The organism is Haloarcula sp. CBA1127, assembly GCF_001485575.1.
Lineage (GTDB): Archaea > Halobacteriota > Halobacteria > Halobacteriales > Haloarculaceae > Haloarcula.
The window spans coordinates 2960649-2985767 of record NZ_BCNB01000006.1 but is presented as its reverse complement, the minus strand read 5'-3'; the positions used below and the strand labels follow the sequence as shown (position 1 = coordinate 2985767).

The 25119-nt window shown below is 62.6% G+C and carries 31 protein-coding genes and 1 tRNA gene; 10 read left to right on the top strand and 22 right to left on the bottom strand.

Annotated elements, in window-relative coordinates; translation table 11 throughout:
- Position 1: 1 nt before the first annotated feature.
- The 4 genes from AV059_RS19555 to AV059_RS19540 form a co-directional block, all read right to left on the bottom strand.
- Positions 2 to 235 carry a DUF2249 domain-containing protein gene (locus AV059_RS19555; RefSeq protein ID WP_058997228.1) on the bottom strand — a complete coding sequence of 78 codons (234 nt, stop codon included), beginning with the start codon at positions 233 to 235 and terminating at the stop codon, positions 2 to 4.
- Between the two features lie 110 nt (positions 236 to 345).
- Positions 346 to 642 carry a hypothetical protein gene (locus AV059_RS19550; RefSeq protein WP_058997226.1) on the bottom strand — a complete coding sequence of 99 codons (297 nt, stop codon included), beginning with the start codon at positions 640 to 642 and terminating at the stop codon, positions 346 to 348.
- A gap of 28 nt (positions 643 to 670) precedes the next feature.
- Positions 671 to 949 carry a winged helix-turn-helix domain-containing protein gene (locus tag AV059_RS19545; protein ID WP_004593670.1) on the bottom strand — a complete coding sequence of 93 codons (279 nt, stop codon included), beginning with the start codon at positions 947 to 949 and terminating at the stop codon, positions 671 to 673.
- 202 nt (positions 950 to 1151) lie between these two features.
- Positions 1152 to 2273 (bottom strand): pyridoxal phosphate-dependent aminotransferase, encoded by a 1122-nt coding sequence (locus AV059_RS19540; protein WP_058997224.1) that lies wholly within the window; start codon positions 2271 to 2273, stop codon positions 1152 to 1154.
- A gap of 251 nt (positions 2274 to 2524) precedes the next feature.
- On the opposite strand from AV059_RS19540, the gene AV059_RS19535 reads away from it, so the two are divergent.
- Positions 2525 to 4357, top strand: a complete 1833-nt coding sequence (locus AV059_RS19535; RefSeq protein WP_058997223.1) for a S8 family serine peptidase — start codon at positions 2525 to 2527, stop codon at positions 4355 to 4357.
- A 146-nt stretch (positions 4358 to 4503) separates the two neighbouring features.
- Here AV059_RS19535 and AV059_RS19530 read toward each other — a convergent pair whose 3' ends face one another.
- From AV059_RS19530 to AV059_RS19525, 3 genes are read right to left on the bottom strand one after another with little or no spacing between them, the layout of a single operon-like run.
- Complete coding sequence (locus AV059_RS19530) at positions 4504 to 5667, bottom strand: thiolase family protein (protein WP_058997221.1); 1164 nt, start codon at positions 5665 to 5667, stop codon at positions 4504 to 4506.
- A 55-nt stretch (positions 5668 to 5722) separates the two neighbouring features.
- Positions 5723 to 5878 (bottom strand): hypothetical protein, encoded by a 156-nt coding sequence (locus tag AV059_RS22555; RefSeq protein WP_195156682.1) that lies wholly within the window; start codon positions 5876 to 5878, stop codon positions 5723 to 5725.
- Between the two features lie 46 nt (positions 5879 to 5924).
- Entirely contained in the window at positions 5925 to 6692 is a 768-nt protein-coding gene (locus tag AV059_RS19525; protein ID WP_058997219.1) for a MarR family transcriptional regulator, read from the bottom strand.
- Positions 6693 to 6829: 137 nt separating this feature from the next.
- On the opposite strand from AV059_RS19525, the gene AV059_RS19520 reads away from it, so the two are divergent.
- Together AV059_RS19520 and AV059_RS22550 are read left to right on the top strand one after the other, a co-directional pair.
- Complete coding sequence (locus AV059_RS19520) at positions 6830 to 7510, top strand: metallophosphoesterase (protein WP_058997216.1); 681 nt, start codon at positions 6830 to 6832, stop codon at positions 7508 to 7510.
- A 37-nt stretch (positions 7511 to 7547) separates the two neighbouring features.
- A complete protein-coding gene (locus tag AV059_RS22550) occupies positions 7548 to 7706 on the top strand; it encodes a hypothetical protein (RefSeq protein WP_195156681.1) in 159 nt (52 codons plus the stop codon).
- 36 nt (positions 7707 to 7742) lie between these two features.
- Here the strand turns inward: AV059_RS22550 and AV059_RS19515 are convergent, their stop codons facing one another.
- Entirely contained in the window at positions 7743 to 8996 is a 1254-nt protein-coding gene (locus tag AV059_RS19515) for an NAD(P)/FAD-dependent oxidoreductase (RefSeq protein ID WP_058997214.1), read from the bottom strand.
- An 83-nt stretch (positions 8997 to 9079) separates the two neighbouring features.
- Here AV059_RS19515 and AV059_RS19510 point away from each other — a divergent pair, with 83 nt between their 5' ends.
- On the top strand, positions 9080 to 10252 hold the full coding sequence (locus AV059_RS19510) for a pyridoxal-phosphate dependent enzyme (protein WP_058997212.1): 1173 nt from the start codon (positions 9080 to 9082) through the stop codon (positions 10250 to 10252).
- A 105-nt stretch (positions 10253 to 10357) separates the two neighbouring features.
- A complete protein-coding gene (locus tag AV059_RS19505; protein WP_058997210.1) occupies positions 10358 to 11371 on the top strand; it encodes an alcohol dehydrogenase catalytic domain-containing protein in 1014 nt (337 codons plus the stop codon).
- Between the two features lie 45 nt (positions 11372 to 11416).
- On the opposite strand, the gene AV059_RS19500 is transcribed toward AV059_RS19505, so the two are convergent.
- Positions 11417 to 11836 (bottom strand): universal stress protein, encoded by a 420-nt coding sequence (locus AV059_RS19500; RefSeq protein ID WP_058997209.1) that lies wholly within the window; start codon positions 11834 to 11836, stop codon positions 11417 to 11419.
- Positions 11837 to 12080: 244 nt separating this feature from the next.
- Between AV059_RS19500 and AV059_RS19495 the strand changes: the two genes are divergently transcribed.
- Positions 12081 to 12971 (top strand): universal stress protein, encoded by an 891-nt coding sequence (locus tag AV059_RS19495; protein WP_058997207.1) that lies wholly within the window; start codon positions 12081 to 12083, stop codon positions 12969 to 12971.
- A gap of 18 nt (positions 12972 to 12989) precedes the next feature.
- On the opposite strand, the gene AV059_RS19490 is transcribed toward AV059_RS19495, so the two are convergent.
- From AV059_RS19490 to AV059_RS19460, 7 genes are all read right to left on the bottom strand, one after another.
- Positions 12990 to 13613, bottom strand: coding sequence for a J domain-containing protein (locus AV059_RS19490; protein WP_058997205.1), 624 nt, complete (start codon positions 13611 to 13613; stop codon positions 12990 to 12992).
- Positions 13614 to 13709: 96 nt separating this feature from the next.
- Positions 13710 to 14468 (bottom strand): proteasome assembly chaperone family protein, encoded by a 759-nt coding sequence (locus tag AV059_RS19485; protein ID WP_058997203.1) that lies wholly within the window; start codon positions 14466 to 14468, stop codon positions 13710 to 13712.
- A 5-nt stretch (positions 14469 to 14473) separates the two neighbouring features.
- Positions 14474 to 14656: an RNA-protein complex protein Nop10 gene (locus tag AV059_RS19480; RefSeq protein ID WP_058997201.1), complete on the bottom strand. Its 183-nt coding sequence runs from the start codon at positions 14654 to 14656 to the stop codon at positions 14474 to 14476.
- A gap of 30 nt (positions 14657 to 14686) precedes the next feature.
- On the bottom strand, positions 14687 to 15487 hold the full coding sequence (locus tag AV059_RS19475) for a translation initiation factor IF-2 subunit alpha (protein ID WP_058997199.1): 801 nt from the start codon (positions 15485 to 15487) through the stop codon (positions 14687 to 14689).
- A gap of 1 nt (position 15488) precedes the next feature.
- Positions 15489 to 15662, bottom strand: a complete 174-nt coding sequence (locus AV059_RS19470; protein ID WP_004963588.1) for a 30S ribosomal protein S27e — start codon at positions 15660 to 15662, stop codon at positions 15489 to 15491.
- A gap of 2 nt (positions 15663 to 15664) precedes the next feature.
- Positions 15665 to 15943: a 50S ribosomal protein L44e gene (locus AV059_RS19465; RefSeq protein WP_004593654.1), complete on the bottom strand. Its 279-nt coding sequence runs from the start codon at positions 15941 to 15943 to the stop codon at positions 15665 to 15667.
- Between the two features lie 139 nt (positions 15944 to 16082).
- Entirely contained in the window at positions 16083 to 16346 is a 264-nt protein-coding gene (locus AV059_RS19460; protein ID WP_058997196.1) for a hypothetical protein, read from the bottom strand.
- 174 nt (positions 16347 to 16520) lie between these two features.
- Here AV059_RS19460 and AV059_RS19455 point away from each other — a divergent pair, with 174 nt between their 5' ends.
- The gene (locus AV059_RS19455) at positions 16521 to 16793 is read left to right on the top strand and encodes an HAH_0734 family protein (RefSeq protein WP_004593652.1); all 273 of its coding nucleotides are present in this window, start codon (positions 16521 to 16523) and stop codon (positions 16791 to 16793) included.
- Between the two features lie 56 nt (positions 16794 to 16849).
- Here AV059_RS19455 and AV059_RS19450 read toward each other — a convergent pair whose 3' ends face one another.
- Complete coding sequence (locus AV059_RS19450) at positions 16850 to 19168, bottom strand: DUF2298 domain-containing protein (RefSeq protein ID WP_058997194.1); 2319 nt, start codon at positions 19166 to 19168, stop codon at positions 16850 to 16852.
- Positions 19169 to 19285: 117 nt separating this feature from the next.
- On the opposite strand from AV059_RS19450, the gene AV059_RS19445 reads away from it, so the two are divergent.
- The 3 genes from AV059_RS19445 to AV059_RS19435 all read left to right on the top strand — a co-directional run bounded on the left by AV059_RS19445 (position 19286) and on the right by AV059_RS19435 (position 20684).
- Positions 19286 to 20053 (top strand): glycosyltransferase, encoded by a 768-nt coding sequence (locus AV059_RS19445; protein WP_058997193.1) that lies wholly within the window; start codon positions 19286 to 19288, stop codon positions 20051 to 20053.
- Positions 20053 to 20535 carry a GtrA family protein gene (locus AV059_RS19440; RefSeq protein ID WP_058997191.1) on the top strand — a complete coding sequence of 161 codons (483 nt, stop codon included), beginning with the start codon at positions 20053 to 20055 and terminating at the stop codon, positions 20533 to 20535. Before AV059_RS19445 ends, AV059_RS19440 begins: the two co-directional genes overlap by 1 nt.
- 74 nt (positions 20536 to 20609) lie before the next feature.
- Positions 20610 to 20684 (top strand) — tRNA-Met (locus AV059_RS19435).
- Between the two features lie 293 nt (positions 20685 to 20977).
- Here AV059_RS19435 and AV059_RS19430 read toward each other — a convergent pair.
- The 5 genes from AV059_RS19430 to AV059_RS19410 form a co-directional block, all read right to left on the bottom strand.
- Positions 20978 to 21448, bottom strand: coding sequence for a hypothetical protein (locus AV059_RS19430; protein ID WP_058997189.1), 471 nt, complete (start codon positions 21446 to 21448; stop codon positions 20978 to 20980).
- Between the two features lie 93 nt (positions 21449 to 21541).
- Entirely contained in the window at positions 21542 to 22111 is a 570-nt protein-coding gene (gene hpt / locus AV059_RS19425) for a hypoxanthine/guanine phosphoribosyltransferase (RefSeq protein ID WP_004518711.1), read from the bottom strand.
- A gap of 44 nt (positions 22112 to 22155) precedes the next feature.
- A complete protein-coding gene (locus tag AV059_RS19420; RefSeq protein ID WP_058997187.1) occupies positions 22156 to 24060 on the bottom strand; it encodes a hypothetical protein in 1905 nt (634 codons plus the stop codon).
- Positions 24057 to 24545 (bottom strand): hypothetical protein, encoded by a 489-nt coding sequence (locus AV059_RS19415; RefSeq protein ID WP_058997185.1) that lies wholly within the window; start codon positions 24543 to 24545, stop codon positions 24057 to 24059. Before AV059_RS19415 ends, AV059_RS19420 begins: the two co-directional genes overlap by 4 nt.
- 85 nt (positions 24546 to 24630) lie before the next feature.
- The gene (locus AV059_RS19410) at positions 24631 to 25110 is read right to left on the bottom strand and encodes a type IV pilin (RefSeq protein ID WP_058997184.1); all 480 of its coding nucleotides are present in this window, start codon (positions 25108 to 25110) and stop codon (positions 24631 to 24633) included.
- Between the last annotated feature and the right edge of the window lie 9 nt (positions 25111 to 25119).

Sequence of the window (25119 nt, the reverse complement as noted above, 5' to 3'; positions counted from 1 at the left end):
CTCACTCCGGCCGGATCGTGACGTGCCACTCCTCGTCGGCGACCTGTTCCGTGTCGTACTGGTACCCCTTCTTCGAGAGGACGTCGTACAGCGGCACCGGTTCGAAGCTGTTCACCAGCCGGAGCGCCTCGCTTTCGCTGACAGAGTCGAGGGCGTTCATGATCTGTTCGAACGGTTCTCCGTCGACGTCCCGAACGTCGAGTTCCTGTACCGACTCCTGGTGATCTGTGCTCATACGTTCGATGACGGTCCCCGCCAGTCAGGCGCTTGTCCCGAACGTGTTCGGGCGACAACACGGTTTCAATACGGAGTCTCCGAAAACGAACCGTCGCCGCCACCCGAAGGTTACCGGAGCGTCGTATAGCTCAGGCCGGCGATGGCGATAAACTGCAGCGAGCGCAGGACCAGCACGGCCTGCTGGACGTGTGGGTCGCCGGCGTAGAAGCTCTGCATCGAGAAGAAGAAGTAGACGGCGATGGCGTTCTCGGTGAGCATCGCGACGGCGAAGGCGATGAGGCCGGCGACGAGTCCCGTCCGGAATGTCGCGTAGTTACGGACCCAGACGCCAAGCAGCGGGAGCAATAGCAGGACGTTGAGCCCCGCGAGCGCCGCTGCGGCGGTGATGAGCGGTCCCATCGCCATCAGCGCCACCTCTCTACATCTGTCTCCGTCATTCGTCCATCTTCTCCACTATCTCCTCGAAGGTGTCGCGGTAGTTGTCGAACCGATCGGTCAGGAAGTAGAGTTTGGCGTACTCCTCGTCGCCGGATTCGACCACGTCGTGGTCCTCTAGCTGTTCCATGTGGTGTCTGATCGTCTTGTAGCCCACGTCGAGTTCGTCGGCGAGTTCGTTGGCGTTCATCGGTCGGTCCGAGAGAGCGTCGATGATACGCGCCCGGTTGGCGCCGCCGCGCGTCGCCGTCAGCAGATACCAGAGCGCTTTCTCCATCCCACTGTCCTCCCGGGAACTGTGTCTGCCCGTCGTATAGTCCTGTCTCTCCCCGTCGAACAGCGCGCTGGACTCGGATGTATGTGCCACGATGGGATACGAGAGTCAAGACAGGCGGCAAATAAAGCGTTTCTTCACACTCTCTTCCGAGACTGTTCCAATTTCGGGACGACTGTCCGCGGGCCCACTCGCCTGCGAGCGCTCAGCGGACTGCCGCCGTCGCGTCGGCCATGATGTCGATTGCCTCTTTCAGCGTCTCCATGTCCGTCGCGTAGGAGATGCGGGCGTAGCCCGCGCCGTGTTCGCCGAAGGCGTCGCCGGGGACGACGACGACACCGCGGTCGATGACTTCGTCCACCCAGCCGTCGGGGACCTTCGGCATCGCGTAGAACGCGCCTTTGGGCGTCGGACAGTCCAGTCCCATCTCGTCGAGTCCGTCCAAAAGCACGTCCCGCCGCTCCTGGAACGCCTCGCGCATCTCCGACACCGGCTCTTGCGGGCCGGTCAGCGCCGCCTCGGCAGCGTACTGCGCCGGGGCCGACGCACAGGCCTGAGCGTACTGGTGGACCCGCAGCATCCGCTCGATGCGGTCGGTCGCGCCGGTGACCCAGCCGAGCCGCCAGCCCGTCATCGAATACGCCTTCGAGCAGGCGTTGACGATGACGACGTTGCCCGTCTCGCTGAACTCCGCCGGCGAGCGGTGCTCACCCTCGAACACCTGATGTTCGTACACTTCGTCGGAGATACACAGCACGTCGTGCTCGTCGGCGATACGGGCGAACTCCCGCATATCTTCCGGGGACTGCACTGCCCCGGTCGGGTTCGCGGGCGAGTTTACGACAAACGCCGCCGTGTCGTCGGTGATTGCCTCCTCGACCGTCTCGGGGGCCATCGTGAGGTCCTCGCGCAGTGGGACAGGTCGCGGCGTCCCGCCGGCCAGATGGGTCAGCGCGTCGTAGGAGACGAACCCCGGGTCCGGGAAGATGACCTCCTGCCCTGCATCGACGTGTGCCTCCAGCGCGATGTGCAGCGCCTCGCTCCCACCCGACGTGGCAATGATGTTTCCGGGGTCGACGTCGAGGTCGTTATCCCGCTCGTGTTTGGCGGCAATGGCTTCTCGGAGTTTCTCGGTTCCCTTGTTCGACGTGTAAGCGTCGACCTCTCCCGCCTGAATTGCCTCGACAGCCGCTTCGCGTGCGTGCTCCGGCGTCGGGAAGTCCGGCTGGCCGAGGCCGAGGTTGATGGCGTCCTCGCCCGCCGCCTCGAACACTTCGCGGATGCCCGAAATCGATACCTGCTCTACCCGTCGGGAGAATCCAGTCATATTCTGTTTGGGGGCGGCCGGCCCGATAATTCTTCCTTGTGCTTCGGTAGCATTAGCGGCGTCCGCCTGTTCTGTCGCTATTGCCGACGGGCATAAACACTTTTAGCGTTCATAACTGTCACCTTATATATCAAAACTCGAAACAAACACGTATTTATAAAGCAGCATATATAATTTTGTTTATTAGGTACCGGGCTGCATGAGGAATTATATATTAATTTTATAACCCACCCATATTTATTGGGAGTCGGATGTCCCGACATACCCTGCCGAAACCGTCCAGAAGATCAGTTATCAAGGCACTTGGCTCCGCCGTAACCGTCGCAGCTTTTGGTGGCGAAGTCAGCGCATCACAGGAATCTGATACAGAAGAATATCTGATCGGTGTATCGAATAATAGGAACGCTTCAGACGTTTATGACAAAATAAAAGAACGGTCCGACCTCGAACAGCTCGATATCCTCGACGTGAACGAGTCACTTTCGTATCTTCGCTCAGCAGTCCCGCAAAAATTCAAGGGCGACATCCTTCCGACAGTCGAAGGAATTGACGGGGTCAAATATACCGAATTTAACCATGTTCGCGAGCCGATCGCCACGGTTCCGAACGATCCGAAGTTCGACAGCCAGTACGCGCCACAACTGGTCAATGCCCCGAAAGCATGGGACATTACGTTCGGAAGCGAAGACGTCACCATCGCCGTCATAGACACCGGTACGGATTACACCCATCCCGACCTCGACGGGCAGTTCGGGAGCCAGAAAGGACGTGACTTCGTCGATGACGACGACGACCCCGCCCCACAATCTGCTCAGCATGGGACACACGTCTCCGGCATTGCTGCCGGCGAAACGAACGACGAAACCGGAATTGCAGGTGTCAGTAACTCCCGGCTTCTGAGTTGCCGTGCACTTGGCCCGAACGGGGGCCGAACCGCCGATATCGCTAACGCTGTCGAGTGGGCGACCGACCAAGGGGCGGACATTATCAATATGTCTCTCGGTGGCGGCGGCTACAACCAGACAATGAAAAACGCCGTCTCGTACGCATGGAATCAGGGTGTGCTCCTCATCTGTGCAGCCGGTAACCATCAGGACGGTGATCCCCCAAGCCAGCAAGACGTATCGTACCCAGCGGCCTACGAAGAATGCGTCGCCGTTGGTGCCGTCGATAAGAACAAGAGTCCGACCGAGTTCTCGAACTACGGCGAGAAGGTCGACATTGCGGCACCGGGTAATGACGTACTCTCATCTGTTCCAGGGGGAGACTACGCGCAGTTCCCCGGGACGTCGATGGCGAGTCCTGCTGTCGCTGGCGTTGCTGCGCTTGGACTGGACAGACACGATTGGCCCGTCAGCCAGACCCGACAGAACCTTCTCGACACTGCCCAGCCACTGGACGCAGACGGCCAGTTCGTCGGTTTCGGCCTCGCGGATGCATACAACTTCGTAACCGTCGGTGGTGGAACCGAAAACGAACCGCCGATCGTGACGCTCAACGACGACTCACGAACTGTCACTGTGAATAAGGAGGTCATCTTCGATGCCAGCGGCTCCCGTGACCCCGACGGCTCGATAACGAACTACCGCTGGGAGTTCGGCGACGGCTCTGACCCCATCGAAGGTGCGGACGCGACGGAGGTCAGCCACACATACACCAGTACCGGCGACTACACCGTCACCGTGACTGCGACTGACAACGACGGTGCCGAGGCAACCACGTCAGTCAGCGTCTCCGTCACTGATGAATCGAAAGACCGTCTCACCGAAGAGCTGTCCGGGTCACTCGATGGGATGCTCGATTATGACAAGCAGACGTACTCCCTCAAGACGGAGTCGCCCATGCAGCTGATCCTCAGCCTCGATGGCCCATCTGACGCCGATTTCGACCTGTATGTCTCCTTCGACGGCCGCACACCCACTCCGAACGACTACGATCGCGCGTCCTATACGCAGGACAGTAACGAACAGATAATCATCGACGATTTCTCACAGATCAGCGAGATCGGCATACTCGTGTATGTCTACAGCGGACGCGGAGACTACACGCTCACACTGGAGGAAATCGGAAAAACAAGCTCGTAATCTAATTGCTGTTCTATCGTTTTGACTGATCCCATGCGTAGCGTCCCTCTCGCTTTCCACTTTCAGTTCAGCGGGATTTCACGCTGGTTTTGAATCGCAATCGCGCCGCCACCGCCGACGCTCACTCACCTCGTCGCTGGCGGGTTCTACCGGACCACAGACATCGCAATCGCGCCGCCACCGCCGACGCTCATCCCCACGATGCCGCGGTGATGATCCGCTCGCTCCATCGCGTACAGCATCGTGGTCGTGAGGATACCGCCGCTAGCTCCGATAGGATGCCCGAGCGCCACCGCGCCGCCGAGCGGGTTGTGCTTCTCGGCGGGGATGTCGAGTTCGTCGGCGACGTACACCATCTGCGCGGCAAAGGCCTCGTTGAGTTCGAAGTGGTCCACGTCGGCCACTGTGAGGTCGTTGCGCTCTAGGAGCTTCGACACCACGTCCCGTACAGCGATTGAGAACTCCGACGGGTCGCGGTAGGCAACCGCGTAGTCCTCGACGTGGGCCATCGGTCCCAGCCCCTCGCGTTCGACCGTCTCGGCGTCGGCCAGCACCACTGCACCCGCGCCATCGGAGAGCTTCGAGGCGTTGCCGGCGGTGATCGTGCCTCCGTCCGCAAATGCCGGCGGGAGCGCCGCCAACTGGTCTACCGTCGTGTCCGGGTGCGGCCCTTCGTCCTCGGTCACGAGCCCGTCCGCCGTTTCCACGGGAACCAGTTCCTCGGTGAACTTCCCGGACTGGATGGCCTCGCCGGCCCGATGGTTGCTCCGCCGAGCGTACTCGTCCTGGGCCTCGCGGCTAATGTCGTGCTCGGCGGCGATTTCCTCCGTCAGCGTGCCCATGTGCGCGTCGTAGTGTTTGTCCCACAGTGAGTCCCAGATCATCGCGTCGACGAGGTCGCTGTTCCCGTGCCGGCGGCCACCACGCATTTCGGGGACGAGATACGGCGCGTTCGACATCGACTCCATGCCACCGGCGAGACACACCGACGCCCGACCGGCCTCGATGCGGTCGGCGGCGGTCATGATCGCCCGCAGCCCCGACCCCGAGGCCTCGTTCAGCGTCGTCGCGGCGACATCGTCCGTCAGTGGCGACTCGACGACGACCTGTCTGGCCGGCACCTGACCGACGCCGGCCTGCACCGCGTTTCCGAGGCCAACCCAGTCGACACTGTTTTCGTCGACGCTGGTCCGATTAAGCAGTCCCTCGACAGCTGCAGTACCGAGCTCTATCGCGCTTCGCTCTGCGAGCCCTCCCAGCAGTTCACCGTGTGCGGTGCGTGCGCCGTCTACCAGAACCACATCCGTCATACGGGCTACATGAACCTGAGCCTACAATACTGTTCGCCCGACGATGGACGGCGTCTTACTCCTCGCTCGCCGTCCGTAGCTCCTCGATGGCCGTTTCCAGTCGCCGGAGCGTCGCATCAGCGTCGGTGTAGCCCTGCTCGTACTCGCCGTAGGCGTCGTCGGCCTCGTTCAGGAACGCCTCGACAGCGTCGTGGATCTCGTGGTCGCTCATGGCTGTCCCGACGGTAGCCGACCGGAAAAGTCTCGCTACTCGCGGATCACTGCGTCACGTCGTAGTCGACGCTCGCGTCGCGGAGGGCATCGGTCGCACGACCGACGGTGTCCTGTGTCGCGACGACGACAGCATCAAGTCCCCGGGATGCGGCGTCGGCGGCCACCTCACCCGCCGCGAAGTGCGTCGTCGGTTCGATGCCGGCATCGCGGAGCGCGACGACGGATTCGACGCCAGCGGCGGTGACGATGGGGACGTCCGCACAGGCCGCGGCGATGTCATCGATGTTCTCGACTGGCCCCGACCGGACTGGCGGGACCTGTATCACGCTGACGTGGCCGGGGTCGAGGTCAATGACGCCCTCGAAGCCGGTGACACCGACGACTTCGCCCTCTGCGGCGCTGGTCGTCGTCACGCCCGTCGCGTCGCCGCCGCCGGGGTCGGCGTGCAGCAGACCATCTGACAGCGAGAGTGTCACCGTCTCGCCTTCCGCCAGGTCTGCCGTGGCGATAGCGGCGTCCTCCTGCACGCTACCGAGCACGTCGTCGGTGACGTGGTCGGCAAACCGGCGCACGTCGGTGGCGGACTGGAACACCCAGTCGACGCCCTCCTTGGTGACGCGGTAGCGCGACCGCCCTTCCTTCTCGACGAGGCCGTCATCGACGAGCTCACGGATATACTCGCTGACGGCCTGGCTCGTCACGCCGACAGCGTCGGCGATTTCGCCCTGACTCACTGCGGGCTGGCGCTCGGCAATCTCCACGAGGACCCGAAACCGCGTCGCGGCCCGCTTGTTCTCCAGGACGTCGACCATACAGGAGTCACGGGAGTCGCAGGTAAAAATACCACCGACACTGTCAGGCCGAGATAGCGGCTGCGGTCCGGCTACCTGCGGTGGACCTCGTCGCCATGACCGACAATATAAGCCTCGCCGGTGCTGACTGAACGGCGATGACAGCCAGCTACGACGACAGGTCGCTCCTGCTCGGGGAGACGCTCGTCGTCGCGGACCTCCACGTCGGCCGGGGCACCGGCGGGAACCTCGAACTCCCGGTCGGGTCCGGTTCGGACATGGTCCAGCGGTTCCAGTCACTCGTTGAGCGGCACGACCCAGCGGAGGTCCTCGTCGCCGGTGACCTGCTCCACTCGTTCCAGACCGTCCCCCGGTCGGTCGAGAGCACCGTGGCGGGGCTCAAAAGCGCCTGCCAGTCGGTCGGAGCGCGCCTGCTCGTGACGCCGGGTAACCACGACACGATGCTCGATAGCGTCTGGGACGGCCCGACCGAGACGACATACCGGATCAGCGACACCGTCGTCTGTCACGGCCACGAGGCCCCCGACGTCGACGCCGACCGCTACGTCGTCGGACATGACCACCCGACGATCAACATCGAGGGGCAACGCCAACCCTGCTACCTTGTCGGGAGCGGGCAGTACCGCGGCAGCGACGTCGTGATGCTCCCGTCGTTCAACAGGCTGAACGCCGGCGTGGAGGTCAACGAGATGCGGGCCAGCGATTTTCAGTCTCCACTCGTTACTGATGCCGACCGACTGGAGCCAGTGGTCTGGGACGAGAGCGGGCGCGAGACCCTGTCGTTTCCGCCGCTAGGGGAGTTCCGGCGCATGCTATAACGGTAAGTATTTGAGCGACGACGGTGGACGCTGGAATATGGTTCAGACAGAAATCGCGCTGGGTCTCATCGCGATTACGCTGCTTTCGCTACTGTTGCTGTACTTCGCGACAATAAAGTACGTCTCTGAAGTCCTCAAGGGGGAGGGGCACGACGACAACGAGGGAAACACGAATAGCGGCGGTCCAGCCGCATAGACCGCCGTCCCTTCGAGAGCTGTATCGGCAGTCCTGTTATCGTAGCAGATCAGCGGCGACCTTGCCGCTTTCCAGCGCACCCTGTATCGCTGACCAGCGGGTGTAATCGCCCGCTAGGACGGCACTGCCCTCCGGCGCTGTCGGGTCCGGGAGCGAGTCCCGATACCCCGGCGGCTGGGCGAACTGCGAGAGCGGGACGCGGTCGGTCCGGAGCAGTTCCAGCGCCTCGAAGCTCGCGTTCGGATACCACGATTGCAGCGCCGCCCGGACTTCGGCGGCCAGTTCCGCGTCGTCTTCTTCCGGCGTTCCGAGGAACGTAGCGCTGTATAGCTCCATCCCAGCCGGCGCGTATTCGCTGGCGACGGCCGATAGCGGCGCGACGGTGTTTGGCCGGTCGTCTGCCGCGTTGAGGATGATACGCTGTCCGGTCGTCGGGGCGCGGTTCGTCGGAAGCGCGAAGTACTGGGTGACACAGCCGACCGGCTCGGTCGGAATGGCGTCGATGTCCGTCAGCTCTGCCGCCGTTTGTGGGTCCGTCGCGACGACAGCACTCTCGGCCGCCACTGTCTCGCTGCCTACCTCGGCAGTAACCTCTCCCTCGTGGGCCTCCAGCTCTGTCACGGGCGCGTCGGTTTCGATGGTCGCGCCCGCCGAGCAAGCGCGGTCGGCGAGCTGTCGCGGCATCGCCTGCATCCCGTCGGCGGGGACGAATATCTCGCCCTCGCTCAGCATCTTGTAGGTGTACTCGAAGATGCTGCTGTCCGTGCCCAGCGAGCGGTCGAGCGTGATACCGCCGTAGAAGGGCGCGGCGAACCGCTCGACGAACCGTTTTGAGAATCCGTAGTCGGCGAGGTATTCTCGGATGGTTGTTCCGCCCCGGGAGAGCAGTTCGACGGGTTCGACGCCGGCCAGTTCGCGCTGGAGTCGGAACAGCCTGAGCTTGTCGGCCGTGCGCACGTCGGTATTGAGCAGCGTCTGCGGTGCGGCGGAGGGATTCCGGAGCGGGTCCGACAGCACCGAGCGGTGATTTGGGCTGGCGATGGTGGCCCCCGGCGTAAACGTCCGTGGAGAGAGCGCCTCGATGTCGAGTTCCCGCTTCGCCGCTGGGTAGGCGGTGAACATGACCTGAAACCCGCGGTCGAACGTGTAGCCGTCCTCGTGAACTGTCCGGACGCGACCGCCCACGTCCGAGCGCTGCTCGAACACTGTCACGTCCCGACCCGACTCCGCCAAGTGGCGGGCAGCGACCAGCCCGGCGAGTCCCCCGCCGGCGACGACGACGTCTGTCATACTCTCCAATTCGACCGCCCGGGACAAGAGGGTGCTGAAGCGGGACCGGACCACACTTGGTTGTCCCGTCCACAGAGAAAGACATGGAGACGACTGCGGCGTTTCGCGGCCTCATCTGCACGGCGTGTGGCACGGAAACCGACAGCACGGCCGACCGCTGTCCCGACTGTGGCGGGGTTCTCGTCGGTGACTACGACGTTCCGGACCTGACGCCCGCAGCACTGCCCGATGCGACGGGACCGAGCCGGTACGAGCCGCTACGACCGTTCCCGGAAGACGTGACGGTGACGCTTGACGAGGGGGCGACGCCGCTGGTATCGGTTCCGGATCTGGCCGAGGAACTGGGCGTTGACTCGGTGTACGTCAAAGACGAAGGGCGCAATCCGACGGCCTCGCTGGGCGACCGCAAGCTCTCGCTCGCTGTCACCGCTGCCGCCCAGCGCGGAGCTGAGCGCGTCGCGACACCGTCGACGGGGAACGGCGCACAAGCCAGCGCGGCCTACGCGGCCCGCGCCGGCATTGAGTCGAAGGGATTCGTCCCCTCGCGCTGCCCGTTCCTCAACAAGGCGATGGTGAACGTCCACGGCGGCGATATGCGCGTCGTCGAGGGCCGGTACGACGACGCCGTCTCAGTGTTCGAGGAGGAACTGGCCGACGCGTCCGACGGCTGGGTTCCGGTCGCGCCCGGCCATTCCTTCCGCATCGAGGGAGCCAAATCTGTCGCGTTCGAGACGGCCGACGACCTCGACTGGACGGCCCCCGACGCGGTGGTCCACCCCACTGGCCACGGCGAGACGCTCGTCGGTCTCGAACACGGCTTCCGGGCGGCCGCCGGCAGCGGGCTCACGGAGTCGGTGCCACAAATCTACGCCGCACAGCCCGACTCGACGGCCGCCATCGCGGATGCCGCGAGCGAGGGTGCGAGCGAACCGGCGGCCATCGAGCACCCTGACACCATCGTCGGCCCGCTTGAAGTCCCCGACCCTGCCGCCGGCGCTGCGGCGCTCGACTCGCTTGACCGCTCGGGCGGCGACGGCGTCGCCGTCTCAGATAAGGACATTCTGGCCGGCGCGGTCGACGGCTGCGAGATGGGGCCGGAAACCGGTGCGACCGGTGGGACGGCAATCGCCGGCGCACGGGCGCTGGCTGACGATGGGGCTTTCGACGATGACGATGTCGTCGTCCTGGTGAATCCTGTCGCCGGGAGCAAGGAGGCAGACCTGCTACGCAGTCACCTCATGAGCCAGGGCATCTGAGAAATCGACCGGCACACCCGAGAGCGGGTCCGATACCGCCGCCGATCAGGCAGGTATCCCACACTTCGATGTTGTTTATACGGCTCTGACCCATTCACGAACCTAATGCGCGTTGCAGCGTTCAGCGAACTCACTGGCCCGGACGGCGTCTCGGTCATCAACCAACCGACCCCTGAACCCGAACGCGGCGAGGCGGTGGTCTCCGTGGAAGCGTGTGCCATCAACCGCCACGACCTCTGGGTTCTTGAAGGAGATTCAGCGATGGTCGACACGGATGATTTGCCGTTTGTCAGCGGCCTCGACGTCGCCGGAACCGTCGACGCCGTCGGCGATGGCGTTACGGCTGTCAAACCTGGGGACCGCGTGGTCCTCTGTCCGAACGAGACCTGCGGAACGTGTCGCTACTGCCGTGAGGGGCCAGAGAACCTCTGTGAGAACTTCTCACTGTACCACGGTGGCCTCGCCGAGGCGGCCCGCGTGCAGGCCGACCGCCTCGTCAGGCTGCCCGACAATGTGGAACCGGTCGACGCGGCCGCGCTCCCGACGGCCTACATGACGGCTTTCCATATGCTCCGCCGGGTCGACGCCGGACCGGGCGATCTGGTGTTCATTCCGGGCGTCACCGGCGGCGTCGGCGTCGCAGGCGTGCAACTCACGTCCGTTCTCGGCGCTCACAGCGTCGGGACCTCATCTTCAGCGGCGAAGCTAAACCGCGTTGAGTCGCTCGGGCTAGACTACGCCATTGAGAGCACCGACCCGGACGAGATTCGGGCGGCAGTCACCGAGATTGGGACGGTTGATGGCGTGCTTAATCACCTCGGTGGTGAGTACACGCAGGTCGGTCTGGACGTTCTCCGTCGCGGTGGCCGGATGGCTGTCTGTGGCCGGACCGCCGGCGGCGCATCCGAAATCGACATTCCAGACCTGTTCCTCGGTCATAAGCGCGTTATCGGGAGTACGATGGGGACGCAAGGCGATTTGGAACGACTCGTCGACCTCGTCGCTGACGGCGAACTCACCCCGGAAATCGAGGCGACGTACTCGCTGGAGGAGACCGGGGCAGCGTTTGCGGCGATGCAGGACCGCGATAGCGTCGGAAAGCTCGTCGTGACGCCGTAGTCACGCCTGGGGCCTGCGGTGTTGCTTGCCCTCAGCGACCGCCACTCACCGTGCGATGATGACTGGAACAGGCGAGTTACGGAACACTTTCTGGGCGACGTTCCCGACGACCAGCCGATCGGCCAACGAACCGCCGTGCGTTCCGAGCACGACCGCATCGAAGTCGGCGGCTCGATTCAGAATCGCCCGCGCCGGGTGACCCAGTTGCACTTCGGTGGTTATCTCCGCATCGTACTCGGCGGCGAGTTCCCGAGCGTCGTCGAATACCTCCTCCGCACGCTCCTCGGCGGCCGCTTCGATGTCATCCGCAAGAGCAAGTGCGGTGGCCGCTCCCCCCAACGGTGACGGTCCGCCCACGACGTGTAAGACAGTAACCTCCGCGTCGGGATGGTTCTCAAGGGTGTACTCGAGCGCTTGCTGGGCCATCTCTGAGTCGTCCATCGGAACGAGAATCTGTGCGATCATATCACGACTACGGTCAGGCTGTGGATAAAATGATGGTGCGCCCGGCTCAGACACGCGACAGATTACCACCGGCTGTGAACGACCCGCTATCTTGCCAGCGGCTTCTGGCAGGTGCGACGTCCGTTGAACGAGGCGTGCAAGATGCAGTACGCGTATGCAGCACAGGGTGGTATCAAATTCACTCTGCAACAGCCTGGTGAGAATCGAGCGTAGTGTTAAATCAATCGCCTGTCAAACCGTGGCTATGAGCCAAACAATCAACTCGATTCTCGTGCCGACCGACGGCAGTGACGGGGCACGGATAGGGGCCCGGCGGGGTATCGACCTTGCTGCCACGCTCGGTGCCGACCTCCACGTACTGTCAGCGGTTGACGCCCGTGATATTGAACCAGATCTGAATTCTGACGGGCAGACCGACCGGGAGCGTCTCCTCGAAGAGGAGGCAGAACGGGCGGTGGATTCCATCGCCAGACTCGCCCGGGCACATCTCTCTGGGCAAATCACGACCGCTGTCGAGTCGGGTATCCCGTTCCAAGTGATCAACGACTACGTCGACGCTCGCGACATCGATCTCATCGTTATGGGGACGCAAGGACGGACAGGGTTCGAACGGGTAGTCCTCGGGAGTGTTGCAGAAAAGACGCTCCGCACCGCCGATGTCCCGATCGTCACGGTAACTCCAGACGGGGATATCGTCGAAATCGGCGACCAGCGGTACGACAACGTTTTGCTTCCGACGGACGGCAGCGAGGGGGCAGAACTCGCGGTCGAGTGGGGAATCACGCTAGCTGAGGTGTTTGACGCAACGATACACACGATGTATTCCGTCGATACGAGTCGCTTCGGCGGCGCTGAGGGGTCAGCAGAAATTCACGATGCGCTTGAGCAAACCGGCCAGGAGGCACTCGAGACGGTCCATGAGCGTGCCAGAGATGCAGGCGTCAGTGTCGCTGGTAATATCGCAAGCGGTCCGGCCGCACGCGCGATTCTCTCCTACAGCGAGGAACACGATATCGACCTCATCGCGATGGGAACACACGGCCGGTCCGGCCTCACGCGATATCTGACCGGAAGCGTCACCGAGACAGTGGTACGTAATGCGACTGTCCCGGTCTGTTGTGTCCCGATGCAGTGACAGGTCTTCCGTCTCTCCTTACGATGCCCGCTGTCTCGACGCACCGGATGCGTGCTGTTTCGCAGTCGTGTATGCCTCTCTGACGCGCTTGAACTCGTCCTCGTTGCCGCCGTGGTCTGGGTGGACCTCCTTGACGCGCTCACGGTAGGCCGATTTCACGTCGTCCAGCGACGCGCTCTGGGTCAGGCCCAGTTCGCTGAACGCCTGCACTGTCGGGTGTGGTTCATCCTCAGGGTCCGGGCCGAGATTGACTTCGGGCGTTTCGAAGGGCAGGCGCGCGCCGAGATAGACCCCCGGCATCTCGTGTTCGACCAGTACGGGAACGGTCGGCGACCGTTCGATGCGGTAGTACGCCCGGGCGTCGAACGTGATCGCCACGTCCCGTTTCGGCAGGTAGAAGGCGACGTGCTGCCCCTCGACGAAGTGGTTCTCGGCGAACTGCTCGTCGATGGCGGTGAGGTACTCGCGAAGCTCCGCCCGGCGTCGCATCTCCCCGCCGTCTGTCGCCTGTCGGTTCGGCCGCTTGGCCGGGAACACACGGTTCGCGAGGACGAACAGCCCGGCGACGACGAGGGTTCCGGCGACACCGAGGACGAGTCCGAGGAGCAGCCACTCCGGTAGGACGCCCGGTTCTGTCTGCACGACCCTCTGTTAGGCTCCAGTGGTAAAGAAATTCCCGCTCTCCGGTAGCATGGCCCCGAGGTCGCCAATACCGGGACACAGGGGCCCCAATCCGTATCAGCCGATGTACCTGAGGTCCTCGTCGGCGGGCGACGGGGAGTTCTGCTGTTCCATCTCCTGGATCTTCCGGACGACCTCCTCCATCTCGTCGGCACGGTCTTCCAGGGAACTGTAGTCGACTTCGAACCCGATGACCTCCTGGAGGATTTCGAGGACGGCCTGCGCGCTCTTGGGATCGACCAGATAGCCCGACGTCTCGCCCATGAGGCAACTGGCCGGCACGTCGCGGCGTTTGCTCAGGCCCAGCAGCAGGCCGGAGACGCCGACGATACCGCCGGCTGGTTCGTCCTCGCGGAAGGCCACGCCAGCGTCTTCCAGCGTTTCCTTGAAATCCTCGGTCGTCGTCGCGCCGAGTACGTCGTACTCCTCGATGAGTTCGCCGGTCGGGACGCCGCCGAGGGCGAACACCCGCTGGACGCCGAACTCATCGGCGATATCGAGGAACGTGTCGGTCAGGCCGTAGTGGCCCTGGTTGTCTTGGGCCTGGTGGTCACCAGAGAGGACAAGCAGGTCCTGACCCTCTTCGGGGGTGACAGCGTGGAATTCGGCGCAGGCGAGCTGTGCCTGGCCCTCGTCGATGCTGACCTGCGGTGGGAAATGCGTCGAGTAGACGCGGCGGACGAGCTCGCTTTCGAGCTCCTCAAGCAGGTGCTCTGCGGCGAGTTTGCCGACGTGACCGACGCCGGGCAAGCCCTCGACCAGTACCGGTTCGTCAAGGTCGGGGTCCGCTACGCGCTCGATGTCGAATTCGTCCATACGGCTTATTCGCGGCGGCGGCGCTTAAGAGAACGTCGATACTCGCCGTAGCTGTCTTCAGGGGAGAACGGCGCGGGTGCGCTGTTGACCGCTTCGGCCCCGCACTCCGGACAGGTGTCGTCCAGCGTGTACACCGGCTGGTCGTGTTCGGACTCCCAGACGGCACACACGTGGATATCCGATTTCATCGGTGGTGAATCACTGGAGCAACAACCGGCTTACTCGTCGTCTTCGCTGCGTTCGCGGTGGAACTGCCCCGACCCACCGTGTTGTTCGACGACTTTCGCGGCGCGGTCTGCACTCTCTTCGAGTGCATCCTCGGCGGTCTTATAGTCAGGCGCTTGCACCTGAATGCGGTACTCGGGCGAGCCGACGTAGGTCACTTCGAGTTCGATCTCATCGGGGACCTCGCCGTTGCCCTCCGCGGCCTGCAGCGCTTCCTTGATGATGTCGACGCCGTCGCTTTCGGGACAGGACAGGTCGACGTAGCCGGTGACCTGTACGTACGGCACTGAGACGTTGTTCCGGGCCGTCTGGACGATAGCGCCGATCTCCTCCTCGGAGAGGTCGACGTCTTCGAGGGCGTCGTTGCCGTGGATCGCCGCCGACTCGAACCCATCGTACATCGATCCGAACTCCGACAACAACTCGTTCGCGATGGCGGCGTACGTCTCGTCGTCCAGGTCCTCGCCAAAGGCCAGTTCCATCCAGTTGTCGGCCTTCTGCTCGTTTTTCCACTCCTGAATCTTCTCTTTTCGCTGGTGGTCGTTGACGTCTTTGATCGAGAGGTCGATCTGCTGGGCACTCTCGTCGACGTCAAGCACCTTGGCAACGACTGTCTGCCCTTCGTTGACGTGGTCGCGGACGTTCTTGATCCATCCGCTGGCGACCTCGGAGATGTGACAGAGGCCGCGCTTGCCCTCGTACTCGTCGAGGTCGACGAAGACGCCGAAGTCCTCGATCTCGTCGATCTTGCCGACGACGAGTTCGCCCGGTTCGGGCCAGCCGCTGTATTTCATCCTATCGGGCCTCGACGACGGCGGTCACTTCGCCTTCGATGTCGGCCTTGCCGCCCGTCGGGCGGGCGATGGTGTGGCCACAGACGGCACACGAAACTTCGCTCGCGGCCTTCTCGAAGAGAGACTGTTCGTTCTCGCAGTCGGGACATTCGACGGTGATGAAGCTTCCTGCCATCGTTACTCCTGGAACTCCAGTCGGCCGGCACGCCATCCTTCGCGGAGGTGGGCCTTCCCACACTCGCCACAGCGGTACTTGAGGTCCGTCTTCTTGGTAGGCTTGTCGCCACCCGGGACCTTCGAGAACTTCCCGTCGTTCCCGATACCGGAATTACGCTCGCGCTGGCGGTCGATCCACTTCATGCCGGTCTGACGGCCGCTACGGACTTTCTCGACCTCGTGTTCCTGGTGCTCGTTACAGTGCGGACAGTACGTATTGAATCGTCGTGGCATCTGCATAGATATCGGCCTTACCGAGCGATTTGACGTGCCCGCTTAAAACCCGTTTGGTTCGCACCTGCTGTGTGCCCCACAGTACCGTCCCTGTCACACGACTAACCACCATATTCAGCCCGTCCGCGTTCCACCATCGCTCCGGCTACTGGAACCGGGCTGACGGCCCACTAGATTCGATTCGGACTGCCCCGAACACACCAGACTCCGAACCCGAAAGCAGTTCGAGATTCACCGCTTCACCAGCAGAGAGCGACCGTAGCTTCGTCGCCAGTTCGCTGTCGATGTAGTCCACAACCTCGTAGGTCTCGTCGGCTTCGACGTCCCGAAGCTCCATCCGTCCGTCCTCGTCCATCGGGCTGACGACGACTGAGGCCCGCTCGCACGACCGCTGCTGTTGTTTCAACATACACGACTGTCGCTATTCCGGACATATAAATCTCGGCTATCAGGCTGTTAAGCATATAGACACGACCGGTAACAATATAAGGACATTCTAGTTACAGGTACTCTCTGTCGGTTGCTGTGCTGTGTCGCAATCGCCTTCGAAGTCACTAAGTACGCTGTTGGCAAAGGAATGGCCATGAAGAAGCTCATTATCCACGGCGACCCGGGGCTGCGAAAGGGCGGCCGCATCGAGTACGAGGACGAGGAGTACGAGGTGTTCTCGGTCTCGCGGCAGGGCGACTGGCACGGCCCGGACCGGCCACAGCTCTGGTGTACTATCGGCTCAGAAGACGAGGAAGAGACGTTCAAGAGACAGGAGTACATCCCGATGCATCTGGACACAGACGACATCGAAGCTGAGGCCGTCACCGTTCTCCGCGAGCGCGCGCCGCCGAACGCCGAGTCCTGAGTGGCCCGCATCATTCCCTGAAAACTCGCCGTTCGCCCACGTAATCCGCTTCTTTTTCAGAAGTACTCCGGTCGGACCTGATAGATCGTGACGCCACCGGCTCGTTTCGCGACGGTGACGCCCTGTAGCTGGTCGACAGTCACCTCGCCGTAGCGGGCTCGTTCGGCCGGGCCGACGTAGATGTAACGCACATCATACGCTTCGAGAAGACGGCGTTGCTCGGATGCGTCGCCGGTGTAAATCGTCTCCACGTCGTCGACGCGGCGGTCGTACACCGTGTCGTTGCGGTACTGGGCCTCGTGGGTCCAGCCTGCAACGGTCGGCAGTCCGGTCAGACTCGACGGCGCGCTCGCGCCCTTGCCCTCGCTGGCGTCCCACTCGTAGTCCGCGGGGGCGGCCGTGACGATAGTCGGCCGTCCGGTCGTCGTCTCGTCGAGCCACCGGATTGCCTCGGCTTCCTCGGGATGGTCGTCGTCGAGGTACGCCAGCCCGTCCAGCGTGGGCTCGCCCGCGGCGTCGACATGGTTCGAGAGCGCGAACACGCCGTACAGGGACGCTGAACAGACCAGCAGGGCGACGAACGCACGGACACCCACGCTCGTCCACGCTCGTGCCTGCTCGCCGCTCGGCCGCCAGCGGGTGAGCAGCCACGCCAGCACGGGGCCGGCGGCGACCCCCCAGAGCACCCACACCTGCATGTACGTCTTGAAGACGGTGTTCATCCGCCCGATGTTCTCCCTGACGAAGACGAATTCGACGAGGAAAACGAGGCCTGCGCCGGCGAGAATCAGCACGGCCTCGAAGCCGACGGGCCGGTCGCCACCGTCAGCGAGCGCCGGGACCGCGTCGACGGTTCGGTCAAGCGTCGGCGAGCGCGCGAACAGCCACGCGCCCAGTAGCAGGGGAACGAGCAGGCCGACGGCTGCGACATCAAGCGTCGCTGCCAGTGCCGCCGTACCCACAGTCACAAGGCCGACAATGCGGGCTGGACTCTGCCCGACGGCACGGCCGGTCTGTGCATACAGGTACAGCCAGAACGGGGCGACGAACAGGCCGTGAACGGCCAGCAGCTCAATCAGCGAGGTCCGGTCGGGGAGGACTGCTATCTCGCGGCCGCTCGCCGGGCCGAGCCAGAACGGGAGTGACCAGAGCAGTCCCAGCGCGAGGACGCCACCGGCGACGGCTAAGCCCATCCCGATTCGGATACCTTCCTGACCCGGTCCGTTCAGCCGGAGTCGCTGTCCGACGGCTTCCGGGAGGAGCGTCGTCGGATCGGCTGGCGCGACGGTGACAGTCAGCAGCGCCAGGCCGCCCATCGACGGGAACGACCACGTGTTCGTCACGGCCATGATGCCCGCAACGGCCGGGAGCGCGCCGAAAAGCAGTGCGAGCCGCCGTCGACGCTCGGCGGCCGGTGTCTGATAGTAGCTGAAACAGAGTGCGGCGGCAAGCAACAGGAAGCCCGTGCTCATCATATGGGCGTGCATGTCGCCGTTAAGCCAGGAGAACAGCGGGAACTCGTCGATGACCAGCGCAGCGCCGGGCTCGTACGTGCCGAAATCAGCTGCCGTGTCCTCGATGACGCGGCTCGCGTCCCAGTAGCTGAACGAATCCGGCCCCGCTGCAAGCCCCTTCAGTTCGTAACCCGCCCGCTCGGCAACGCTCTGGCTCAGCCCGCCCGGCAAAAGCCAGACGACGAACTTGGCGGGTGTCGATAGGTTGCTGGCAAACCCAATACAAAACACAGTGAGCCCGGCGGCCAGCCGCCGCGGGAGGCCGCGCTCGCTCGCGACAGCGCCCGCCAGTCCGTACGCCGCCGTGACCAGCGTCGCATAAAAGCCCGCCAGCGCGAGATTGTACGCGAACTGTCCGGCAGTGCCCGTTATTCTGGTGAGAATCGCCGCAATGAGATGCCCACCGTAGTAGTACGCGACTGGCTCGCCGGCGAACCACATGTCCTCCAGCGGGAGGCTGTCAGCCCGTACGAGCGACTGCAACAGCCCGAAATCGAGGAACTTCTCGCCGCCGATTGGGACAATTGCTGGGTCGAGTGCCCGGATGCCGACGACGAACAGGAACGCGACTGTGAACACGCCGGCCGTCTCCGCATACGTTCGGGGATTCGGTTCGCTGTCCTTTCGCCAGACAGCCAGTGTACTCACGGCGAGCACGGCGACACCGAGCCAGATGCCGAGTGTCAGCGACAGGCGACCGACAAAATAGGTGACCAGCCACAGTATCGAGACGGCGACCGGGACGCCGAAGGCGAGTCCGCGGTCGGCAAAGCGTGGGAACAGCAGTCCGGCGACGGTCCCGCCAGCGTACAGTAACAGGAGGTAGAGGACGAGCCAGGTGGCAAGGAGCCCGTATTCCATCACTGAAGGGACCGGTTCGCTGGCCTATACGCTTTTTCGTTGCTCCCGCGATTATCGGCTGACTAGGAACCAGTAGCTTCGAACTGTTTTTACTTCCGCCTGTCCGACTACTCGGCAATGTCGCGTTCCGTCGGGGTTGTCCTTCCAGCCTACCGTCCCGACATGGACCAACTCGGGAACTATATCGCCGCCATCGACGATGCCCTCACCCCGCAGACAATTGTTGTCGAGCTCGATGCACCACGGGATGGCGTCCCTGTACAGCTCCGTTCGCTCCCAATCGAAGTCCACACCGTGCCCTACCGTCGCGGGAAAGGCGCAGCGATCACCGCTGGATTCGAACGGTTGGAGACCGACGTGCTGGCGTTTGTCGATGCCGATGGGTCGACACCGGTCCGCTCGCTCGAACGCATACTGGACCCGGTAACCGAGGGCCGAACGGACCTCGCCGTGGGTTCCCGTCGTCACCCGGACGCGACGGTCGCCACCCATCAGACATTCGCTCGCCGGTTCCTCGGCGACGGCTTCGCGTGGCTCGCCGGCCAGTTGCTTGACGCGCGGTTGTATGACTACCAGTGCGGTGCGAAAGCCATCGACGTGGCCGCGTGGGAGCGCGTTCGCGACCACCTGTACGAGCCCGGCTTCGCGTGGGATGTCGAACTGATCGCCATCGCAGCGGCGCTGGACCTGCGTATCGAAGAGGTGCCGATAGAATGGGAAGACAAGCCCGGCTCGACGGTGTCGCCGATACGAACGTCGATAGACCTGCTCGAAGCACTGCTGACGGCTCGCCACCGATCGAAGCAGCTGCGCGATGATCGCCTTCATACGGCTCTGGCTGAACACCTTGACGAACCAACCGCCCTTATCGAGAAGGACCGATGATGGACATCGAACAGCAGGTTCGACGCATCGTTCCCGACCGGTTCGAGTCACTTGTGTCGGGCGTCCGGTTCGGCCAGTTCGTCTCCGTCGGCGTCGTCGGTGCGATCAGCGACAACACGGTGCTCGCCGTGCTCGGCCTGGTTTTTGGTGTGAGCGATATGTGGGCCAAAGCCGCCGGCGTCGAAACGGCGATTCTCGTGATGTTTCTGGTCAACGAACACTGGACGTTCTCCGGTCAGGGTGCCACCGGCCGTCGTTCGTTCGCCAAGCGGCTCGGCAAATCCCATCTGGTCCGGTCCGGCGGTGTCGCGGTCCAGCTTGCCATCTACTGGCTGCTCACGCAGTGGCTGACGGTTGAGCTTCTCGTTGCCGGAACTGACCTGTGGTTCATTGCCGCGAGCCCACTCGCCATTGGCGTTGCGATGCTGGTCAACTACGTCGCCGAGAGTATCTTCACGTGGCAGGTCCATGCGGACGGGTGAGCATAGCGCGTTACTAACTCACGGACGGCACTCGAATCACAACCCTTAATGAGGGGACCGGACTACGAGATAGTAGCGGGATGGGATAGCCAGGAGATTCCGGCGGGCTCATAACCCGCAGATCGGTAGTTCAAATCTACCTCCCGCTATATTCTGTCGCTCACAAATTCGTGAGCGGCTGGAGTAGTCCAGTAGATTTGAAGAAGGTTACAAGCGATCAAAGAGAGCGACGTGAACGTGGTTCAAATCCACCTCCCGCTATCATTTTGCCGAACTCACTCTTCCAGTGAAGCGTTTCACCATCGAACGACGCTGAGTTCGGCAATTATAGTTGAGAAGATTTGAACGAGAGAACGCCGAGTGATAGTGAGGTGTTCGCGTTGTTCGAATCTACCTTCTGGGACATTTCTCGCGTTGTAGACTGCTTTCAGCCTGTTCACCGCTATTGCTCATTGCTGTGGAGGTACCCTTCTTTCGCCGCCGTCAGTATCCGGTACAGCGTGGCAACCAGCGCAACAACGAGCAACACGCCAAGGACCTGTGCAGGCGTGTTCTGTGTCTCGAATGCCCACGGGAGCGACAGCACTAAAAACCGGACAGAGACGATAAGCCCAGCGAGGGTCGTAACGGCGACCAACAGATACCGGGCAACACGCTGAAATGGGCCGCCGCGGTCCATCGTCTCGAGGCCGTATCGCTGTACCATCGCTCCTTCCAGTGCCAGCCAGAGCGCCAGCAGTGCGGCCACACTGAATCCGACGGTTCCAAGCGGGTCCGGAATCCTGAGCGCGGTTAGTCCGGCGACAATTCTGCTTGCGCCGACGAGCAACGCGAGCGTCAGTGGCCCAAGCAACACAAGTGAACTGAACAGGGCGGCGAAATCCCCGGCGAGGGATCGAATGGAGGGAGACACAGCAGCTAGTGTCGATTCAATCTCTTGTAAATCCACTGGTGACTTCTGGCGGCCCGCTTTCGGCTCGCTACAGGAACCGTATTAACAGCCGCCTTAGTCGTCGCCGTGCTCGTCGACGATGGTGACCTCGCCGTCGATGACCTGAACGTTGATCAGCGTCTTGGCGTCGTACCCCGCTTCGTCGAGCTTGTTCGTCCCGTCGGCTTTCTTGATGACACAGACGATGTCACGGATGTCCGCGCCGATGTCTTCGAGTGCGCCCGTGAGTCCGGCCAGCGTCCCGCCGGTCGAAAGCACGTCGTCGAGGACGAGCACCTGGTCGCCCTCGTACACGTCGTTGACGTACATCTCGCTCTCGGAGTAGCCAGTCACCTGAGACAGTGACACTTCCCCGTCGAGCCCGTACTGACGCTTGCGGACGACGACGAGTGGGATATCGGTCATCAGCGAGACGGCTGTGGAGATGTGGATACCCATCGCCGCCGGTGTGACGATCTTGTCGACGTCGTCGAGCTCTGCCTTCCGAATGATTTTGATGACGATTTCGCGCAGAAGTTCCGGTCGAAGCATCGGGACCCCGTCGCTGATGGGGTGAACGAAGTAGTGATAGCCTTCCTTCTCGATAATTGGCGCTTCGAGTAGGGACTTCTTGAGTCGGTCCATGCTGGCGGTACTACAAGCCCGTACTAAAATTCTCCGTCACCGACTCAGTAGAGCGCCAGCAACTCACCGAGTGCTCGCATCATCGGCAGGAGGTGCGCATCTCCCAGTGCGTAGTACTCGACGCTCGTCAGCAGTAGAAACACAGCCGCCACGCCCGTTGCAGCACCGAGAAGCACTGCACCTGCCTGCCCAGCCACTCCTTTCGAGCGACCACACAGTGCCCAGATACCGAGTGGAACAGCAACCCCAAGCGCGAGCAGCGCATGTAATTGGAACGCTTCGCCGACGCCGTTCACTGTCAGCGCGACGAACACTACGGTCACCTGCCCGCCGATCAGCACTGTCCCCGCAACTGTCCAGAGGAACAGGTGCCAGTGATTCGCGAGGCTCTGGCGTACCACTGGGAGCCGCACGAGCAGATACACGCCGAGTGGATAGAGCGGGAACAGATACCGGGCGGTCACCTGTGCGTGCAGTGGCAAGCGACTGTTGTACAGCAGGACGACGCCGACGAACGCCGTTATCGCGAACGCGTCCACGACACGGTCGGCGCTGAGTGTCCGGTCAGCCACCGACGATGGCAAACGCAGCCGTCGGATGACCGGGAGCACTCCGAGCATAGCGACGAGAACCGGCGCGGATTCGAGCAGTGAGAGATTGACGGATTCCTCACCGGCGTTGTCGAGTGCTCCGGTCGCGCTTCCTGACCGGACGAACGCGTGATACACGTCGGCTGGCTGCTGGCGGAGCGTTTCGAATCCCGAAACGAGTTCGCCGCCGAGCAGCAACAGTGGTTGCATTCCGCTCTCGATGATCCCGAGCAGAGGTGCTAGCGGCGTGAGCACTCCTCCGGACGCGCCACCACCGCCACTACCGCCACTACCCCCGGCACTGCTCGCAGCATTGCTACCGAGGGAGCCGCCGCCGGAAACCAGTCTCGGCGGTTTAATCGGGGAACCGGAGATAGCGACATTAGTGATAATGAACGGCAGCAGGGAGAGGGCGAAGACGACGCCGATACGAGCGAGCGTCCGCGGGCTGTTGTCCGGGGCTGTCGGGATATCGACCAGCGCCAGGGCGACACAGAGCAGGAGCGCTTCCGGAGCGTGTACCCACGCATATAGTCCAACCAGCGCGTACGCGAGCGCACGGAAGGTCTGCCGTTGCGTGATAACTGCCCCGTCTGCTGGCTTACGGCTCCGATAGAGACAGTACGCGATGCAGACGACGACCGTTCCGGTGACGGCGTGGCGCTTCGGTATTGACGCCCAGAACGCGAGCGGTGTCCCGGCTGTGAGCAGCACGGCGCTCAGGAGCCCCAGCCGAGGCGTTTGTATCCGGCTGAGGACCCGATAGAGTACTACCGGCGTGAACGCTGCGATGAGGAGATGCGTCAGTTGCAGCGCGTACAGATGGATTCGACCGGCATCGAGCGGCTGCGCCAGCGCCACGTTCAGCCCGAACAGTCCCAGGACGGCGGCGGTGCCGCCGTAGAGAACCCAGTCACCGTCGGTGTAGTAACTGCACTGAACCACCAGCGCTAACAGCGCGAGCGACCAGAGCGCAACCAGCGCAATGCGGAGTTCGACGATGGCGGTGAGCAGGTCAAGCATGAGCACGAGCGGCAGCGAGAGGACGATGACGCCGTAGTTGCGTGCGTACCACTGGCCGCCGTATCTGCTCGCCCCCGGCGTTTCTAGTCCGGGGCCGTAGGCAGCTTCAGTCATTGCTAGCTGTCCGTTCGAGAGGCTGTACAACCCATTTGCCAGCGTATAGGAATCGTTTATCAGGAACGCCGTCCGCCACAGCAGCCCGAACAACACGACCGTCGCGAGAAATACGGTCAGGCCGTGTCGGTCACCGAACAGCACCGAATACGCCGTCTCGCGGGTGTTCGACAGCGCGGATGTCCGCTGTCGGAGACGCCCGACGAACTCCGTCGCCGTCATTCGACCACCGATATCGTGACGTTGCGCGCCGCCACCACGCCATGGCCCGACCCGTCGCGCTTGCTTACCGTCACTGTCCCGTTGTACTGCTTGCGTTCTATCTCCCCGTCGGTGAACGTATCGGACGCCAGCGTCAGCTCGTACGTGCCTCCGGTCGAGTCATCCAGAAAGTGATTCGTCGTCCGTGTGTAGCCCACTTCTTGGATCGTGAGTTCGTAGACGAGCGTTGGCCGTCCGGTACGATTCGCGAACTCTACGCGTACCGGTGGCGCATCAAGATAGTAACTCGCCGCGCCGTAGGACCCCTTCTCAAGCCTTACTTCCTCCGGCATTTCAATCTCGGAAACCGTGACATTGCCCGTTTCGAGCGCGATCGGCTCTGGTTCCGTTGCCAGTGTCACGCCGGGGACCAGCGGGCCAGAAAGCAGTGTAACGCCGAGCATAACGGCTATCACACTGGTGGTAACGGCCCGCGTTCCTTCCATTGTTACCAGTCACTAGATATCTGGCAATAAAAGTGTCGTGGAGGGAGTTTTATTATTTACTGACTGGAAACGGAAATAAATTTAGTTACGCCTCAGGACCAGAGTCCTGTGCGAGTGTTGCAGAGGAGTCGCCTTCTTGCGTTTCGTAAACAACCCGCAGATCGTAATTGTTCTCGACAGCGATTGTCAACTGGTTTCCTGCCGTAATCTCGCTCGTACTTGCTGCAGTTCCCCAAGTATTGCCAGAGTTACTATCGGTCAACTGCTCACTAGTAGAGGGGGTGTCACCATCTGAAGTAATTCCACTGCCTCGGATGTACATCTCCTGTCCGCTAATTGTGTCACCACCATCGTGGGTGACAGTGAGCGTACCGTAAGGGGCTGCTGACTGGTCGTAGTCCCATGAGAAGCTAGCCTGCGGCGTTGCCTGCTGTGCCTGGTCGCCAAGACCGAGCACAAAGGAGGCGATTACTGCGGCCAGAATGACCGTGATTGCGACCATCAGGATGACCCCGATGACCGGCGACACTGCGTCGTCGTCGTGGATGAGTTGTTTGATATCCATGTTTGTTCG